This window comes from Streptomyces sp. NPDC004134 (genome assembly GCF_042874195.1).
GTDB lineage: Bacteria > Actinomycetota > Actinomycetes > Streptomycetales > Streptomycetaceae > Streptomyces.
The window spans coordinates 332387-347163 of sequence record NZ_JBIAMS010000003.1 but is presented as its reverse complement, the minus strand read 5'-3'; the positions used below and the strand labels follow the sequence as shown (position 1 = coordinate 347163).

Genomic DNA, 14777 nt, shown 5'->3' with positions numbered 1-14777 from the left:
CCGCCCTCGTCATCTCTGGTACCGGTCGAGGACGAGGTTGCCGTCCTCGACCAGCGACTCGCGCAGCTCGTCCAGGTCGGTGTCGCCGTTGAAGTACCGCTGGAAGGCCGGGGTGGCGATCTTGTCCGACCACTCGCGGTACCCGCGGACGCCGAGCACCGGGGCGGGCCGCAGCGAGCGGGCCACTTCCACGCCCGTACGCCACCCGTACTTCTCGGTGTTCAGCGCTGGATCCTTGAGCGCCTCCGTCCCGGTGGGCAGCATCCAGTCGCCCGCGGCCAGCTCGGCCATGTGCTCCGGCCGGGTCATGAAGGCGATGAAGTCGGCCGCCTCCTGCCGGTGGCCGCTGTCCTCGGCCACCGACAGCGTCTGCGGGCTGACGCCCTGCGCGAGCCCGCCCGCGGGTCCCTCGCCCGCGGGCATCGGCAGCACCGACCAGCCGAAGTCGTCGGGTGCCTGCTGGGTGACGAGCTGGCGGTAGGAGAAGTTCAGCGGCACCATCGCGTACCGCCCGGCGAAGAAGCCGGGCAGGGTGTCGGAGCCGGACATGCCGAGGCTGCTGCGCGGGGCGGTGCGGTCCTCGTTGACCTGGCGGTCGATGGTCTCGGCGACGGCGGAGTCCTCGGGCCCGTAGCCGACGCGGTTCTTCGGGCCGTCGTCGGTCTGCTCCCGGGAGAAGAGCCCGCCGCCGGTGGACAGGGAGAGGTTCACCGACTGGCTGACGGGCTCCTTCATGCCCCAGGCGACGCCGTACTGGTCGGTCCTGCCGTCGCCGTCGGTGTCGGCGGTCAGCTCCCTGGCCGCGTCCTCGAACTCCTGCCAGCTCCACGGGTCGGCCGCGGTCGGCACCCGCACCCCGGACTCCTCCAGCAGCGCGGTGTTGGCGAACATCATCCGCGGCTCCTGGAGGAAGGGGACGCCGTAGATGCCGCCGTTCATGGTGGTGGTCCGCCACGACTGCTCCGGGATGTCGGTGCGCAGCGACTCGGGCAGCAGGTCGGTGAGATCGGCGAGATAGCCGCCGTAGGCGAAGTCGGTGAGGTCGTCGGCGGCGTCGTGGATGATGTCCGGCGCCTCGCCGCCCTCGAAGGAGGTCAGCAACTGGTCGTGCACGGTGTCCCAGATGCCCTGTACGTAGCGGACCTGAACCTTCGGGTGCTCCTCGTTCCACTCCTCGACGAGCCGCTTGTTGGCCGCGACGGACTCCTCCTGCCAGGCGAGGCTGAGGTAGTCGAGGGTCACCGTGCCGTCGTCGGAGCCGCCGTCGCCGCTGCATCCGGCGAGCAGCGCCAGGCTCAGGGCGGCGGCGCCGGCCGCGGCCACGGCGTGGCGGATGCGTGCCGCGGGCCTCATCCCTTCACCGCCCCGGCGAGCATCCCGCTGACCAGGCGGCGCTGGAGGAGCGCGAAGAACAGCAGGCTGGGGATGGTGGCGAGGGTCGCGGCCGCGGCGAGCGGGCCGAGGTCCACCACGCCCTCGGCCCCCAGGAACTGGGTGAGGATGACCGACATCGTCTGATTCTCCGGGGACTTGAGCAGCACGAGGGCGAAGAAGAACTCGTTCCAGGCGGTGACGAAGGAGAACATCAGCGTCGCCACCAGGCCGGGGGCGAGCAGCGGGAGCACGACGCTGACGATGGTGCGCAGCCGGCCGGCGCCGTCCACGGCGGCGGCCTCCTCCAGGGAGACGGGCACCGCCTTGACGTAGCCCTGGAGCATCCAGAGCGAGAAGGGCAGGTTCCACACGACGTAGACGAGGATCAGCCCGGGCAGCGAGTCGATCATCCGCGCTTCCTTGAGCAGCATGAACAGCGGGATGATGATGAGCACGAACGGGAACATCTGGCTGACCAGGATCCAGCCGGTGGCGGCCGTGGTGACCTTCGAGCGGTACCGGACCATGGCGTACGCGGCGGGCACGGCGATGGCGACGGCGATGAGGGCGGCGCTGCCGGCGACGAGCAGGCTGTTGGCGGCGGACCGCAGCAGCGGCTGGGCGTCGAAGGCGGCGCGGAAGTTCTCCAGGGTGGGTTCCTGGGGGATCCAGGTGGGGTCGATCTTCCCCAGCTCCTGCGGCGACTTGAAGGCCGTGGAGACCAGCCACACCAGCGGGAAGGCGAGGAAGACCAGGTAGGCCAGCAGGGCGAGGTACTGCCCGGTGCGGCCGGCGGCGCGCTTGGTGCGCAGACCCGTGAGGCTGCTCATCAGCTTGCCTCCTCCTTCAGTCGCTTGCGCAGGAACAGGGTGAGGAACACCGCGATGACCGCGATCATCGCCAGCCCCATGGCGGCGGCGTAGCCGTACTGGCCGTAGGCGAACGCCTCTTCGTACGCGAAGAGCATCGGCAGCCTCGTCTCGCCGCCGGGTCCGCCCTGGGTGAGCACGAAGACCAGGCTGAAGGAGTTGAAGTTCCAGATGAAGTTGAGCGCGGTGATGGCGATGACCACCGGCTTGATCGCCGGCCAGGTGACGGCCGTGAAGCGGCGCCAGACGCCGGCGCCGTCGAGGGCCGCGGCCTCCTTCAGCTCGTACGGGACGTTCTGCAGCCCGGCGAGGAGGACGACGGTGGTCTGCGGCATACCGGCCCAGACGCCGACGGCGATGACGGCGGGCAGCGCCAGGGAGAGGCTGGTGAGCCAGTCGACGTTCTCGTTGATGAGGTGGAGCCGGCTCAGCGTCTCGTTGAGGATGCCGGCGTCCTGGTGGTAGACGAGCCGCCACATGATGCCGACCACGACCTCGGGCATCGCCCAGGGGACGAGCGCGAGGGTGCGGGCGAACCAGCGGAAGCGCAGGTTCTGGTTGAGCAGCAGGGCCAGGCCCAGCGCGAGCACGAACTGCAGGGCGGTGACGCAGACCGCCCATATGAGCCCGATGCGGAACGAGTCCCAGAAGAGGGTGTCGTGCCGCAGGTCGGCGAGGTTCGTGAGGCCGATGAACTCGGTGGGCTCGGTGCGGCCGGCCTGCGCGTCGGTGAACGCGAGGGAGGCGCCGTAGAGAAGGGGGCCGACGCTCAGCACCAGTATGGGTATGAGCGCGGGCAGCAGCAGGAACCAGGTGCCGCCGTCGAGGCCGAGGGCGGCCTTGCGGGCGCGTGGCGTGCGCGGTGGCGGGGTGCCGCGGCCCGCGGCCTTCGGTGGAGGTGGTGCGGCAACGCTCATGCGGACTTCGCGCCTTCCTGCTCGTCGGAGCCCGCGGGCGAGGCGCCCGGGGAGGTGGAGCCGCGCACGACGAGCCGCGGCGCGGCGGTCGTGCGGCGGGCGGGGAGTGGCTCGCCGTCCTTCGGACCGAGCCGTTCGAGAAGCATCCGGGCGGCGCGCCGCCCGCGTTCGCCGGCGCCGAGGTCGACGCTGGTCAGCGGCGGCCAGGCGGCGACGGCCAGTTCGCTGTCGTCCATGCCGGCGACGGCGGTGTCCTCGGGTATGCGCCGGCCGCGGGCGTGCAGCGCCTGGGCGGCGCCGATGGCGAGCTGGTCGTTGGCGCAGAACACGGCGTCCAGGCCGGGGCGGGCGTCGAGCAGCCGGGCGGTGGCGCGGGCACCGGCGCCGACGCCGAACTCGGTGGCGGCGACCAGGCCCGGGTCGTAGGGGATGCCGCAGGCGGCGAGCGCGGCGCGGTAGCCGCGGCCGCGGTTGCCGCCGGGGACGGTGTCGACGGGGCCGTTGACGAAGGCGATCCGGCGGCGGCCGGTCTCGACGAGGTGGCGTACGGCGAGTTCCGCGCCGGTGACGGAGTCGGCCTGGACGGCGTCGACGGGCACGCCGTCGGGCAGCGAGCCGATGACGACGACGGGGCCGGGGGCGGCGGTCAGCGCCTCGACGTGCTCGGGGGTGATGCGGATGGGCACGAGGACGAGGCCGTCGCTGGTGCGGTCGGCCAGGCTGCGTACGACGCCCAGCTCCTCGGTGACGTCGGCGTCGGTGGAGTGCAGCAGCAGCCGGTAGCCGGCGGACTTCGCGACCGCCTGGATCTCGCGGACCATGGCGACGTAGACGGGGTTGCCGATGTCCGGGACGGCGAAGGTCAACTGGCGGGTGTGGCCGTCCTTCAGCGAGCGGGCCACGGCGTTGGGCACGTAGCCCAGCTCGGCGGCGGCGCGGCGGACCCGGTCCTCGGTCTCGGGGCGGGCGCCCAGGCCGTTGAGGACGCGGGAGACGGAGGCGATGGACACCCCGGCGCGCTCGGCGATCGACACGATCGTGGGTGCCCCCCCGCTGGACATCGCACTCGCCCCTTCGCGTCGTATACGCGGCCGGCCCCGACTGGGCGCTCCTGTAAAGGTTTACAGCCGCTGGAAACGTTTACGTATGTTGCTCTCGCGTAACCCGGCCGTCAATGGCCGGACACATGTGATCTGCGTCTCGCCGGGCCGGAACACGGCAGGCGGCGTGCGGTGCGCCCCGCGGGCGGCGGCGGCGGAGAAGCCCAAGTCGCGGGCTGACTGGGGAGGATCCGGGTTCCGAATAGCGGCATCGGAAAGAGGGCCTTAACGCCGCCTCACGATCTTTCTAACGTCTACGGCACCACAACTTACGAGGTGACAGGGGGCCGGTATGCCTGCTGAGGCACTTTCTCGTCGCACCATGCTCGGAAGAGGCGCGGCGGCCGGGGGAGCACTCGCGCTGGGTCCGCTGCTGGCGGGTGAAGCGTTCGCGGCCACGTCCGGGGCGCCGTCCGCGGCGAACCCGGGCAAGGGCCGTCCCAAGGACATCTACGGCCGCATCGGGGTCCGTCCGCTGATCAACGCACGGGGAACGTACACCGTGCTCAGCGGTTCGCTCATGCTGCCCGAGGTGCGCGACGCGATCGATGCGGCGGCGCGGCAGTACGTACAGCTCGACGAGCTGGCCGACGCCGTCGGCCGCCGTATCGGCGAGCTCACCAAGACGGAGTTCGGGCTGGTCAGCGCCGGCTGTTCGGCGGGGCTGACGCACGCGGCGGCGGCGTGTACCGCCGGCGGCAACCCGGACCTGCACGTCAACATCCCGGACCTGACCGGGTTCCAGAAGACCGAGGCGATCATCCCGCGGCACTCGCGGAACGTGTACGAGGCCGCGATCAGCGCGGTGGGCCTCAAGGTCGTCCAGGTCGAGACGAAGGAGGAACTGGAGGCCGCCATCGGCCCGCAGACCGCGCTGGTCTACATCATGGCCGGGCCGCGGGTGGACGACAGCGAGCTGGACACCGAGACGATCGCGTCGGTGACCAAGCCCGCCGGGGTCCCGCTGCTGGTCGACGCCGCCGCGGAGATCCTCACCATCCCCAACGTGCACATCGAGCGCGGCGCCGACCTCGTCGGCTACAGCGGCGGCAAGTGCATGCGGGGCCCGCAGTCGGCCGGTCTGATCCTGGGCCGCGAGGACCTCGTACGGGCCGCGTGGGTGCACAGCGCCCCGCACCACGGCTACGCGCGCGGCTTCAAGGTCGGCAAGGAAGAGGCCATGGGCATGCTCGCGGCCGTCGAGATGTGGGTCCAGCGCGACCACGACGCCGAGTACGCCGAGTGGACGAGCTGGCTCAAGCAGATCTCCCGCCGGGTGTCGTCGGTGAGCGGTGTGACCACCGAGATCACCCAGCCCGTGGGGCTGTCGAACCGGACGCCTTCGCTGCGCATCCTGTGGAGCGCCAAGCGCAAGGAGGTCACCGGCACCACCATCATGAACGCGATGTGGAACGGCGAGCCGCGCATCGCGCTCAACGCCGCGAGCGGCTCCGACCCGGACCAGACCGGCGTCTCCATCACCCCGTACATGATGGAGCCCAAGGACTGGCGGACCATCTCCGACGAACTCGTCCGGCTGCTGCGCGACCCGCCGCCCGCGCCGGAGTCGCCCAAGCCGCCGACCGTGGACGTGGCCGGCACCTGGTCCGTGGAGATCAAGTACGCCGCGGGCACGTCGAGCGCGCACAAGCTCGAACTGACCCAGGACGGCGCGAAGGTCTCCGGCCGGCACGCCGGCGAGTTCGTCACCCGCCCGGCCTCCGGCAGCGTCAGCGCCGACAGGGTCACGGTGCGCAGCAACTACGGCGAGGAGCACGGCGACTCGCTGAGCTACACCTTCACCGGCACCGTCGACGGCGACAAGATCAGCGGCGAACTCGACATGGGCGAGTACCTGAAGGGCTCCTGGACCGCGACCCGGTCCTGACGGCCGGCGCGCGCGCCGGCCGGCCAGCCGCGGCCGGCGCGCCGCCCCGTACCCCCACGTGTCATGCACCGAACATTCACCAAGGAGTAACGCATGTCCTCCAACCGCAGGGACTTCATCCGCAAGGCGGCCCCGGTGGCCGCGGTGGCCGCCGTGCCGGTGGTCGCGGGCGGCCAGGCGATGGCCAGCGACAACGACCAGGGCAACGGCAAGGGCCACGGCCACGGCCGGCCGCCGCGCAAGGAGGTCCACTACCCCGGTGGCGGCCAGCCGCCGGAGAACCCGCTGTTCAGCCCGATCGTGACCTACGGCAACATGGTCTTCATCTCGGGCATCGGCGCGCACTTCGAGGGCGACATCCGCGCCCACACCGACCACGTGCTCAACGAGATCGAGCGCTACCTGGAGTCGGTCGGCTCGTCCATGGAGAAGGTCCTCAAGGTCAACGTCTACCTCAACACCCTGGACGACTACGCCGGGATGAACGAGGTCTTCCTCGGCCGCTGGGGCAAGGAGCCGGGCGTGCGCACCACCATCGCCGCCGCCGCCGGCATCCCCGGCGACTCCCTGGTCGAGATCGACTGCATCGCCGTCATCTGACGATCCGTAGCGCACGCGCCACCACCACCTGACACACAGAGATGGGGAATCGAGCCGGCATGCACGTGAGATCGCGAGTTTCCTGGACGGTACTTCCCGCGGCGCTGACCCTCGTACTGGGCGCCTCCACCGTCGGCGCCACGGCGCCGTCGGACGCCCAGGCCGAGGGGAAGGACGACAAGGGCGCCGCGTACGACCTCGTCATCAGGCGGGGCCACGTCATCGACCCGAAGAACGACATCGACGGCGTGCGTGACATCGCCGTCAAGGACGGCAAGATCGCCAAGGTGGCGCGGAGCATCGACGCCTCCGGCGCGAAGAAGACGGTCGACGCCAAGGGCGACTACGTCACCCCCGGCCTGATCGACATGCACGCGCACATGTTCCCGGGGCCGAAGCAGGACTACGCCAACGGCTGGAACGGCGTGGCCCCCGACGGCTTCACGCTCCGGGCCGGCGTCACCACGGCCGTGGACACCGGCTCGGCGGGCGCGAGCAACTTCGACCAGTTCAAGACCGAGGTCATCGACAAGTCCAAGACCCGGGTGCTGTCCTTCCTGAACATCGTGGGCAAGGGCATGGCGGGCCACCCGTACGAGCAGGACCTCGCGGACATGAAGCCGGGGCCCGCGGCCGAGGTGGCCAAGGCCAACCCGGAGACCATCGTCGGCATCAAGACGGCGCACTACAACGGCCCCGAGTGGGACCCGGTGGACAACTCCGTCACCGCGGGCGAGGAAGCCGGCATCCCGGTCATGGTCGACTTCGGCGCCAACACGCCGGAGCGCCCGCTGTCGCAACTGCTCAACGAGAAGCTGCGGCCCGGCGACGTCTACTCGCACATGTTCTCCGGGCTCCGCGGCGAGCTGGGCAAGGACGGCAAGCTCAACCCGGCCATGAAGCAGGGCCGCGACCGCGGCATCGTCTTCGAGGTCGGCCACGGCGGCGGCAGCTTCTCCTGGGACGTGGCGGTGCCCGGGATGAAGGAGGGCTTCACGCCCGACGTCATCTCCACCGACCTGCACATCTCCAGCATGAACAGCGGGATGAAGGACATGTCCAACGTCATGTCGAAGTTCCTGACGCTCGGCATGCCGCTGGAGGACGTCATCGAGGCGTCCACCTGGACCCCGGCCCAGACCATCCAGCGGCCCGACCTCGGCAACCTGTCGGTCGGGGCGCCCGCGGACATCGCGGTCTTCGCCCTGGAGAAGGGCAAGTTCGGCTACGTCGACAGCTTCGGCTGGCGGATCGACGGCAAGCAGAAGCTGGTCGCCGAGACCACCTTCCGCGCCGGCCAGGCCGTCTGGGACCTCAACGGCAAGGCCGCGAACGAGTGGTACCCGGGGGCGAACCCCCCGAAGGCCAGCGCGGCCGAGGACCACGAGCACCAGTAAGGAACCACCCCTCCCCGCCCCGGAGCGCGTCCCGGCCTGCCCAAGCCGGGACGCCCTCCGGGGCTCCGCGCTGCCGGGACCGTACCCGCCGCGGGTTCACCGCCCGTTCGCCGGGCGGGTCTTGACGGCCTCCTTCGCGGCGGCCGGCGCCCGCCACGTACGCCTGGAGGCGCACACGGCCAGCGGCGGAAGCTATGCCTCCGCCGCCGAGGCCGCGTCCGGGTGAAGGAGGGGTCAGGCGGTGCCGCGGAACGCGCGCAGCACCGCCTGGCCCTTGGCGTTCTCCGCGACCACGTAGACCGTGCTGCCGTCCCAGGCGTACGTGGCCGTGGCCGGCGAGCCCATCGACTGGCCCTTGACCGCCAGCGCGCCGATGACCTCCGGCTTGCCGCTGCGCACGTCGTACTCCGTGAGCTCCAGGTGGAAGCCCTCCTCGGGCTGCGCGCTGGCGATGAGCCGGCCGTCGTCGGCGTTGTAGCCGATCATCTGGAGCCAGCCGCCCTTCGGGGTCTTCCACAGCAGTTCGCCGGACTTCAGGTCCACGGCGGCGAAGTGGACGTTGTCCCCGTACTCGGCGACCAGCACCCCGTCCTCGGTGACGAAGGTGGTGTGCTCCTCGAACTGCAGCTCGGCGAGGTCGCCGGTGAGCGGTACCCGCTTGCCCTGCCCGCCGTCGTCGGTGAAGGACTGCACGAACCTGTTCTCGTCGTCGTCCTGGAGCAGCACCGTCAGCGGGTTCTCGCCCAGGACGCGCTGGACGTCGAGGTCCACGCCGGGGAACCGCCACGGATCCTCCCCGCCGCGGGTGTCGAGGACGGTGAGCTGGTGGCGTGGGGAGACGTCGGTGCACTCGCTGCTGCCGACGGCGTGCTCGTCGCCGAGGACGAGGGAGGAGTCGCAGTCCCGGCCGCGGGAGGTGAAGTCCAGTCCGGGGCCGCCGCCCTTGGCGTTCCAGTTGTTGACGTAGGTGCCGATGTTGGTGCTGATGGTGGAGTCGTTGACGGTGAGCACGGGGTTGGTGGTGCCGTACTCCTCGGCGAGGTTCTCCGACCACAGCACGGTGCCGGTGTCGACCTCGATGGCCGCGAGGTACGCGCAGTCGTCGCCGCCGGCGTCGAAGGCGACGGCCCCGATGCCGCCGGGGCTGATGCGGCGGGACATGGCGCACAGCTCGCCGGCGCGCTTGGGCGGCTTCACCCGCCACTTCTCCTTGCCGGAGCGTACGTCGTACGCGCGCATGCCGCCGTCCTCGTCGCCGTAGACGACGTGGCCGCCGGCCGGCCATATGCCGGGCAGGCTGCTGGAGTCGCCGCCGGCGACGTGGCGGCCTTCCAGCGGTGTGGACCACAGCTCTTCCAGCGCGTTCGCGGGCAGTTCGTCCTGCGTGCCACTACCGCCGCCACCGCCGCCGTCGTCGGAGAGGAAGACGACCGCGGCGCCGCCGCCGAGCACCGCGAGGACGACGAGCAGCGACAGCACGATGCCGACGGCCTTCTTGCCCCCGCCGGAGCCGGGCGGCGGCGGCGCGGGGTAGGCGTACGGGGGCGCGGCGGCAGGACCGGCGTGCACCGGCATGCCGGGCGCGGCCATGGGATGGGCCTGCTGCGGCGGTCCGTACGGTCCGCCGGCCGGCTGCTGCGGCGGGACGGGCGGCGGACCCGCGGGCGGGGGTCCCGGCGGCGGTGCCGGCGTGCCCGGCGGCACGCCGGGGCCGCTGGGCGGCGGCGGTGGTCCGAAGCCACCCGCTTGCCCGTTCTGCCCGTACTCGTCAGCCACGCTGCATCCCCCCGGCCGTGCTCCGCCGGCGTACTCCGCCGATCGGCGCCCCATCGTAGGGGCCCGCCCGGCGGCGTACACGCCGGGACCCCGGAAGCCCGGTCCGGCGTCAACGGCCGGGCCGGACAAGGGAGTTCACACCGGGGCCTGGGCCGGGCCGCGGGACGCGGCACGGCCGGAGGGCACACCCCCAGGGTCCCTCCGGCCGCCTGCCGCCGCGGCGTCTTCATCCCCAACTCTGCCGGTCCGCGCGGTGCCGCGGTGGTTCCGTCCTGCCCTCTCTCAGACGGCCTGCCACAGCGCCGGCACGTTCGGCGGCTCCCATCCCGGCATGGCCTGATGGCCCTGGAGGCACCGGTAGCCGGTGGTGCCGTACGTGACGGTGTCACCGGCCTTGTAGACGGTGCCCGCCGCCCAGGTGCCGCCGGGCGGGTCGGTGGGCGGGTCGGTCGGCCCGCCGTCCTTGGTGGTCAGGGTCAGCCCGTAGACCTGCAGCGCGGCGTTGACGGGCTGGAAGTACGTGGTGCCGCCGCCGCTGCAGTTGCCGGAGCCACCGGAGGTCATGCCCTGGGCCTGGGTGCCGGAGATGAACGAGCCGCCGGAGTCGCCGGGTTCCGCGCAGACGTCGGTCCTGGTCACCGGGCTGACGGTGCCCTGCGGGTAGGTGACGCTCGAGTTGCGCTGCTGGATCGTGCCGCAGTGCCAGCCGGTGGTGGAGCCGGAGCGGCAGACGGAGGCGCGTTCGACGGCTTCGGTGGAGCCCTGGACCTGCTTGGTGCCGGTGCCGTAGCCGTTGACCGTCGGGGTGGAGGTCCACTGGCTGTTGGCGCCGACCCAGGCGTAGTCGCGGCCCGGGAAGGTCGAGCCCTGGAAGCTGCCCTGGGCCTGCTGGTTGACCCCCCTGGTGGTGGCACCCGCGGTGCCGCAGTGGCCGGCGGTGACGAAGCCGCTCTGGCCGCCGCGGTTGACGGAGAAGCCGACGGAACAGCGGCTGCCGCTGCCGATGTAGTAGGCGTCGCCGCCGACGATGTCCGCGTAGGTACGGGGCTTCTCCGCGGACCGCCGGACCTTCAGCAGGCTCGCGTCGACCCCGGCCGCGGCGGCGAAGCGCTCGGCCGCGGCGGGCCTGGAGGTGTGCAGGACCACGCGGTTGGCGGCGGTGTCCACGTACCAGACGGGCACGTGGGCGGGCGAGGAGCGCTCGGCGATCCGGTCGAGGTCCGCCTTGGCCGCGTCCAGTTCGGCGAGGCTGTGGTCGACGACCTGCGCCCGGGCTCCCGCGTCGGCGATCCGCCGCGCTTCGGCGGCGTCGGTCGTCGCCACCACGACATCGGCGGAGGTCTTGCCCGACACCCACGCTCCCCCGTAACTGCGGCCCAGCGACAGCCGCAGCGTGCCGGCGACGGCGCCGGCCTCGCTCTCGTTGGCCAGCCGTCTCTCGGCCTGGTCCGCGGTGAGGCCGAGGTCCCGCTGCATCGCCTTGAGCAGGCCCGGGGAGTACTGCCCCGAGGCCGAGTCGGGCGTGCCGGAGGAGTCGGACCCGAAGGCCGCTCCCTGGAGCCCGGCGAGGACGAGCGCGCCGATGGCGACGGTGGCGCCGGCCGCGCCCATGACCCGTTTGTGGAGCATGGAAGTCTCCTTGGTTTCGTGATTACCGCGAAACCGTAGCCATGGGCACGTCAGGTCGGCAGATATCAGTCCGCCCCCGCCATCGCGTTATGGAACCCGCGGGCGGCGGGGGCGCGGGAGGCGCGGAACCGGTTCTCCGTCAGACGGCCACCGGGGCGGGCGCCGTGCCGAAGTCCGGGTGCGCCTCCAGCCATTCGCGGTAGCTGCGGCTGCGCCGCGCGGCCTCGGCGTGCGCGGCGCGGGCGTAGCCGGTGACGGCCGCGGCGGTGCCGGCGGCGGGCGACTGGGGGTGCCAGCCGATGAGGTGCCGCCAGCTCAGCGGGTGCCCCACCAGCGGCCGGGTGGCCAGCCCCGGCGTCGGCGGGAACGTCGCCCGGCACAGCCCCACCGCCCGCCCCACCTGGGCCAGGTGGACGCAGGAGGCGCTGTCGGTCTCGTACACGGAGGCGGGCGTGAACCCGGCGCGGATGCAGGCCGCGGCGAAGCAGTCGCCGAAGCAGCCGTCGCCCGGCACGTCGGTCCAGTTCTCCCCGGCCAGGTCGCGCAGCTCGATCTGGCGGCGCGCGGCGAGCGGGTGTTCCGCGGTCAGCATGACGAAGACGGGGTCGGTGCCGACGTTCTGCCACACCAGCCGGTCGGTGAGCGGCGGGCGGCTGTCGCCGCAGACGCCGATCAGCGCGAAGTCCAGCCGCCCCTCGGCGGCCATGTCGGCCAGCTCGCGCACCGACCAGCGGGTGTACGTGGTCACGGGGGTCGCCGGGTGCGCGGTGGCGACCCGGTCGATGAGGCCGCCGAGCAGCGGGCCGTGGGTGCCGCCGAGCCGGAACCGCGGCATGCCGCCCCACGCGCGCGCGAACCGCACGGCGTCCTGCTGCAGTTCGAGCACGCCGGGCAGCAGCACCCGGGCGCGGTCGAGGACGAGCTCGCCGAGCGCCGTCGGGCGCACGCCGTGCCTGCCCCGGTCGAAGAGCGGGCCGCCGAGTGCGCGCTCGATGCGCTTCAACTGTGCGCTCAGCGCGGGCTGGGCGAGCCCGAGCGCGGTGGCGGCCCGGGTGAGGCTGCCCTCCTCGGCGATGGCCCGAATGGTCTTCAGGTGCCGCAACTCCAGGTCCATGCGGTCAGCTTGCGGTCCTGCGGCGGCCCCGGCAACCTTTTGGTCCGGACCAATGTCGAGGAGGGTGAACACGAGGTGTCCGCAGACCCCGTCCCCATGCACCGGCTGGAGGTCCCCGCCCCGGAGGTCCTCCCCTTCGCCCTCGGGTCGTTCGACTCGATCGGCCCGCTGTCCCGCGCCGGCTTCCCGCACCGGCACACGTTCCACGAGATCGTCTACGTCCGCGCCGGGCAAGGGCACCACGTGGTCGACCAGCGCAGATGGCCGATCACCCCGCCCCACCTGGGCATCGTCACCCCGGGGCAGGTGCACCACTGGGAGCGGGCGACCGGTCTCGACGGCTGGGTGATGATCTTCACCGAGGACTTCCTGCTGCCCACCCCCGGGGACCGGGACCGGCTGCGCGAGCTGTCCCGGGTCTCGTGGCTGAGCCCGGACCCGCGCCCGGCGGGGATCCTCGCGGCGCTCTTCGCGGAGATGGCCCGGGAGTACGCCGGCCGGGCGCCCGGCTTCATCAGCGTGCTCCAGTCGTATCTGCACGTGCTGCTGATCCGCGCGGACCGGCTGTCCCGGACGGCCCGTACGGAGCCGGAGGGCGGCGGCGACGCCGGGCCCGCGGCGGGGCGGGCGGCGGAGATCGCCCGGCGGTTCGACCGGCTGCTGACCGAACCGGGCGCCGCGGTGGCCGAGTTGTCCGTACGCGGCTGCGCGGCGAGCGTGGGCGTCTCGGTCGGCTATCTCAACGAGGCGGTCAAGCGGGTCACCGGGCTCACCCCGGGCCATCTGATCAGGCAGGCGCAGGCCCGCGAGGCCAAGCGGCTGCTGGCCGCGACCGATCTGACCGTACGTCAGGTGGCCCGGCTGGCCGGGTTCTCCGACCCCGCGTACTTCAGCCGGTTCTTCCGCCGGGAGACCGGCAGCAGCCCCGGCGACTACCGCCGCGGCACCCGTGCGGATCACCACGATCGCCGGATTCTGTCCATCGACTGCCCCGGCGGGGCCGAATAGCGTCACTGGCGCCCCGCCGGTTGCGGCGCCACCGCGCCGGTCCGGACGCGGGGTTCACGACCCCACTCCCCCGACCGAGGAGCCGTGATGCCGTGACAGACCAGGACAAGTCCGCACCGGACGAGGGCGCGCAGCCGCAGGAGAAGTCCGGGATCCGCCGCAAGGACCTGCTCAAGGCCGCGCTCGTCGCCGCGCCGCTGCCGCTGCTCGTCGGCGGCGCCGCGGCCCCCGTACTCGCCCGCGACCAGGCGGGGTCCGGCGGCGAGCTGACCCCGACGCCGGAGGCGTGCGACCCCGGGGACCCGCCGACGCGGCAGCAGACCGAGGGCCCGTACTTCAAGCCCAACTCCCCGCAGCGCACCTCGCTGGCGGACCCGGGCACGCCGGGCACCCGGCTGACCGTGAGCGGGTACGTCTTCGGGCTCACCTGCCAGCCGATCGCGGGCGCGCTGCTGGACTTCTGGCAGGCGGACGTGAACGGTGCGTACGACAACACCGGTTACCGCTTCCGCGGCCACCAGTACAGCGACGCGCAGGGCCGGTTCAGCCTGCAGACGATCGTGCCGGGCCTCTACCCGGGCCGTACCCGCCACATCCACGTCAAGGTGCAGGCGCCGAACAACCCGATCCTGACGACGCAGCTCTACTTCCCGAACGAGCCGCGGAACAACACCGACACGATCTTCCACCCGTCGCTGCTCATGACGGTGCGGGACGTGGGCGGCGGCCGGGAGGGCACGTTCGACTTCGTGCTCAACGTGCGGCAGAACCCCGACCCGCCGGACCCGCCCGGGGGCACCTGGGCCGCCGGCACCTCGTACCGGCCCGGCGACACCGCCACGTACGGCGGCGCCACCTACCGCTGCCTCCAGGCGCACACGGCCTCCCCCGGCTGGGAGCCACCGAACGTGCCCGCGCTCTGGCAGGCCGCCTGAGAACCGCGGCCCGCCCGCGATCCGGGCCGGGCCGCGCCCAGACCCGCGCCGCCGCGGCACCCGGGGCCCACCTCCCCGGCCCGCGGCGGCGCGGCTCCCTGCGTTTCCGGCCGCTGCGGGAAAGCGCTCCCCCGTGTCTTGACGGGGGGTCAATCCGCCGCGATCCTCTG

At 72.5% G+C, this 14777-nt stretch carries 12 protein-coding genes; 5 read left to right on the top strand and 7 right to left on the bottom strand.

What is annotated here, in order from left to right; translation table 11 throughout:
• Positions 1–9: 9 nt before the first annotated feature.
• The 4 genes from ACFYVJ_RS06760 to ACFYVJ_RS06745 are packed head-to-tail and all read right to left on the bottom strand — an operon-like array spanning position 10 to position 4221.
• Positions 10–1353, bottom strand: a complete 1344-nt coding sequence (locus tag ACFYVJ_RS06760) for an ABC transporter substrate-binding protein (RefSeq protein ID WP_388887216.1) — start codon at positions 1351–1353, stop codon at positions 10–12.
• Positions 1350–2204, bottom strand: a complete 855-nt coding sequence (locus ACFYVJ_RS06755; protein ID WP_388887214.1) for a carbohydrate ABC transporter permease — start codon at positions 2202–2204, stop codon at positions 1350–1352. The genes ACFYVJ_RS06760 and ACFYVJ_RS06755 overlap by 4 nt, the downstream gene beginning before the upstream one ends.
• A complete protein-coding gene (locus ACFYVJ_RS06750; protein ID WP_388887212.1) occupies positions 2204–3160 on the bottom strand; it encodes a carbohydrate ABC transporter permease in 957 nt (318 codons plus the stop codon). The genes ACFYVJ_RS06755 and ACFYVJ_RS06750 overlap by 1 nt, the downstream gene beginning before the upstream one ends.
• Entirely contained in the window at positions 3157–4221 is a 1065-nt protein-coding gene (locus tag ACFYVJ_RS06745) for a LacI family DNA-binding transcriptional regulator (RefSeq protein WP_388887211.1), read from the bottom strand. Before ACFYVJ_RS06745 ends, ACFYVJ_RS06750 begins: the two co-directional genes overlap by 4 nt.
• Before the next feature lie 361 nt (positions 4222–4582).
• Here ACFYVJ_RS06745 and ACFYVJ_RS06740 point away from each other — a divergent pair, with 361 nt between their 5' ends.
• From ACFYVJ_RS06740 to ACFYVJ_RS06730, 3 genes are all read left to right on the top strand, one after another.
• Positions 4583–6148, top strand: a complete 1566-nt coding sequence (locus ACFYVJ_RS06740) for an aminotransferase class V-fold PLP-dependent enzyme (RefSeq protein WP_388887209.1) — start codon at positions 4583–4585, stop codon at positions 6146–6148.
• A gap of 93 nt (positions 6149–6241) precedes the next feature.
• A complete protein-coding gene (locus ACFYVJ_RS06735) occupies positions 6242–6748 on the top strand; it encodes a RidA family protein (protein ID WP_388887207.1) in 507 nt (168 codons plus the stop codon).
• 59 nt (positions 6749–6807) lie between these two features.
• The gene (locus ACFYVJ_RS06730) at positions 6808–8145 is read left to right on the top strand and encodes an amidohydrolase/deacetylase family metallohydrolase (RefSeq protein ID WP_388887205.1); all 1338 of its coding nucleotides are present in this window, start codon (positions 6808–6810) and stop codon (positions 8143–8145) included.
• Between the two features lie 234 nt (positions 8146–8379).
• Here the strand turns inward: ACFYVJ_RS06730 and ACFYVJ_RS06725 are convergent, their stop codons facing one another.
• The 3 genes from ACFYVJ_RS06725 to ACFYVJ_RS06715 all read right to left on the bottom strand — a co-directional run bounded on the left by ACFYVJ_RS06725 (position 8380) and on the right by ACFYVJ_RS06715 (position 12664).
• Positions 8380–9921, bottom strand: a complete 1542-nt coding sequence (locus ACFYVJ_RS06725; protein WP_388887203.1) for a PQQ-binding-like beta-propeller repeat protein — start codon at positions 9919–9921, stop codon at positions 8380–8382.
• A gap of 282 nt (positions 9922–10203) precedes the next feature.
• A complete protein-coding gene (locus ACFYVJ_RS06720; RefSeq protein ID WP_388887201.1) occupies positions 10204–11550 on the bottom strand; it encodes an alpha-lytic protease prodomain-containing protein in 1347 nt (448 codons plus the stop codon).
• A 139-nt stretch (positions 11551–11689) separates the two neighbouring features.
• Positions 11690–12664, bottom strand: coding sequence for a LysR substrate-binding domain-containing protein (locus ACFYVJ_RS06715; protein ID WP_388887199.1), 975 nt, complete (start codon positions 12662–12664; stop codon positions 11690–11692).
• Positions 12665–12760: 96 nt separating this feature from the next.
• Here ACFYVJ_RS06715 and ACFYVJ_RS06710 point away from each other — a divergent pair, with 96 nt between their 5' ends.
• Both ACFYVJ_RS06710 and ACFYVJ_RS06705 read left to right on the top strand, forming a co-directional pair.
• Positions 12761–13672, top strand: a complete 912-nt coding sequence (locus ACFYVJ_RS06710) for a helix-turn-helix domain-containing protein (RefSeq protein ID WP_388887370.1) — start codon at positions 12761–12763, stop codon at positions 13670–13672.
• A gap of 92 nt (positions 13673–13764) precedes the next feature.
• A complete protein-coding gene (locus ACFYVJ_RS06705) occupies positions 13765–14607 on the top strand; it encodes a carbohydrate-binding protein (protein WP_388887197.1) in 843 nt (280 codons plus the stop codon).
• Positions 14608–14777 lie beyond the last annotated feature (170 nt).

Bases quoted from the DNA above. Each gene is read 5' to 3' on its own strand.
- ACFYVJ_RS06750 (WP_388887212.1), bottom strand. From the start codon at position 3,160: ATGAGCGTTGCCGCACCACCTCCACCGAAGGCCGCGGGCCGCGGCACC.
- ACFYVJ_RS06710 (WP_388887370.1), top strand. From the start codon at position 12,761: ATGCACCGGCTGGAGGTCCCCGCCCCGGAGGTCCTCCCCTTCGCCCTC.
- ACFYVJ_RS06745 (WP_388887211.1), bottom strand. From the start codon at position 4,221: ATGTCCAGCGGGGGGGCACCCACGATCGTGTCGATCGCCGAGCGCGCC.
- ACFYVJ_RS06720 (WP_388887201.1), bottom strand. From the start codon at position 11,550: ATGCTCCACAAACGGGTCATGGGCGCGGCCGGCGCCACCGTCGCCATC.
- ACFYVJ_RS06740 (WP_388887209.1), top strand. From the start codon at position 4,583: ATGCTCGGAAGAGGCGCGGCGGCCGGGGGAGCACTCGCGCTGGGTCCG.
- ACFYVJ_RS06735 (WP_388887207.1), top strand. From the start codon at position 6,242: ATGTCCTCCAACCGCAGGGACTTCATCCGCAAGGCGGCCCCGGTGGCC.
- ACFYVJ_RS06715 (WP_388887199.1), bottom strand. From the start codon at position 12,664: ATGGACCTGGAGTTGCGGCACCTGAAGACCATTCGGGCCATCGCCGAG.
- ACFYVJ_RS06730 (WP_388887205.1), top strand. From the start codon at position 6,808: ATGCACGTGAGATCGCGAGTTTCCTGGACGGTACTTCCCGCGGCGCTG.
- ACFYVJ_RS06755 (WP_388887214.1), bottom strand. From the start codon at position 2,204: ATGAGCAGCCTCACGGGTCTGCGCACCAAGCGCGCCGCCGGCCGCACC.
- ACFYVJ_RS06760 (WP_388887216.1), bottom strand. From the start codon at position 1,353: ATGAGGCCCGCGGCACGCATCCGCCACGCCGTGGCCGCGGCCGGCGCC.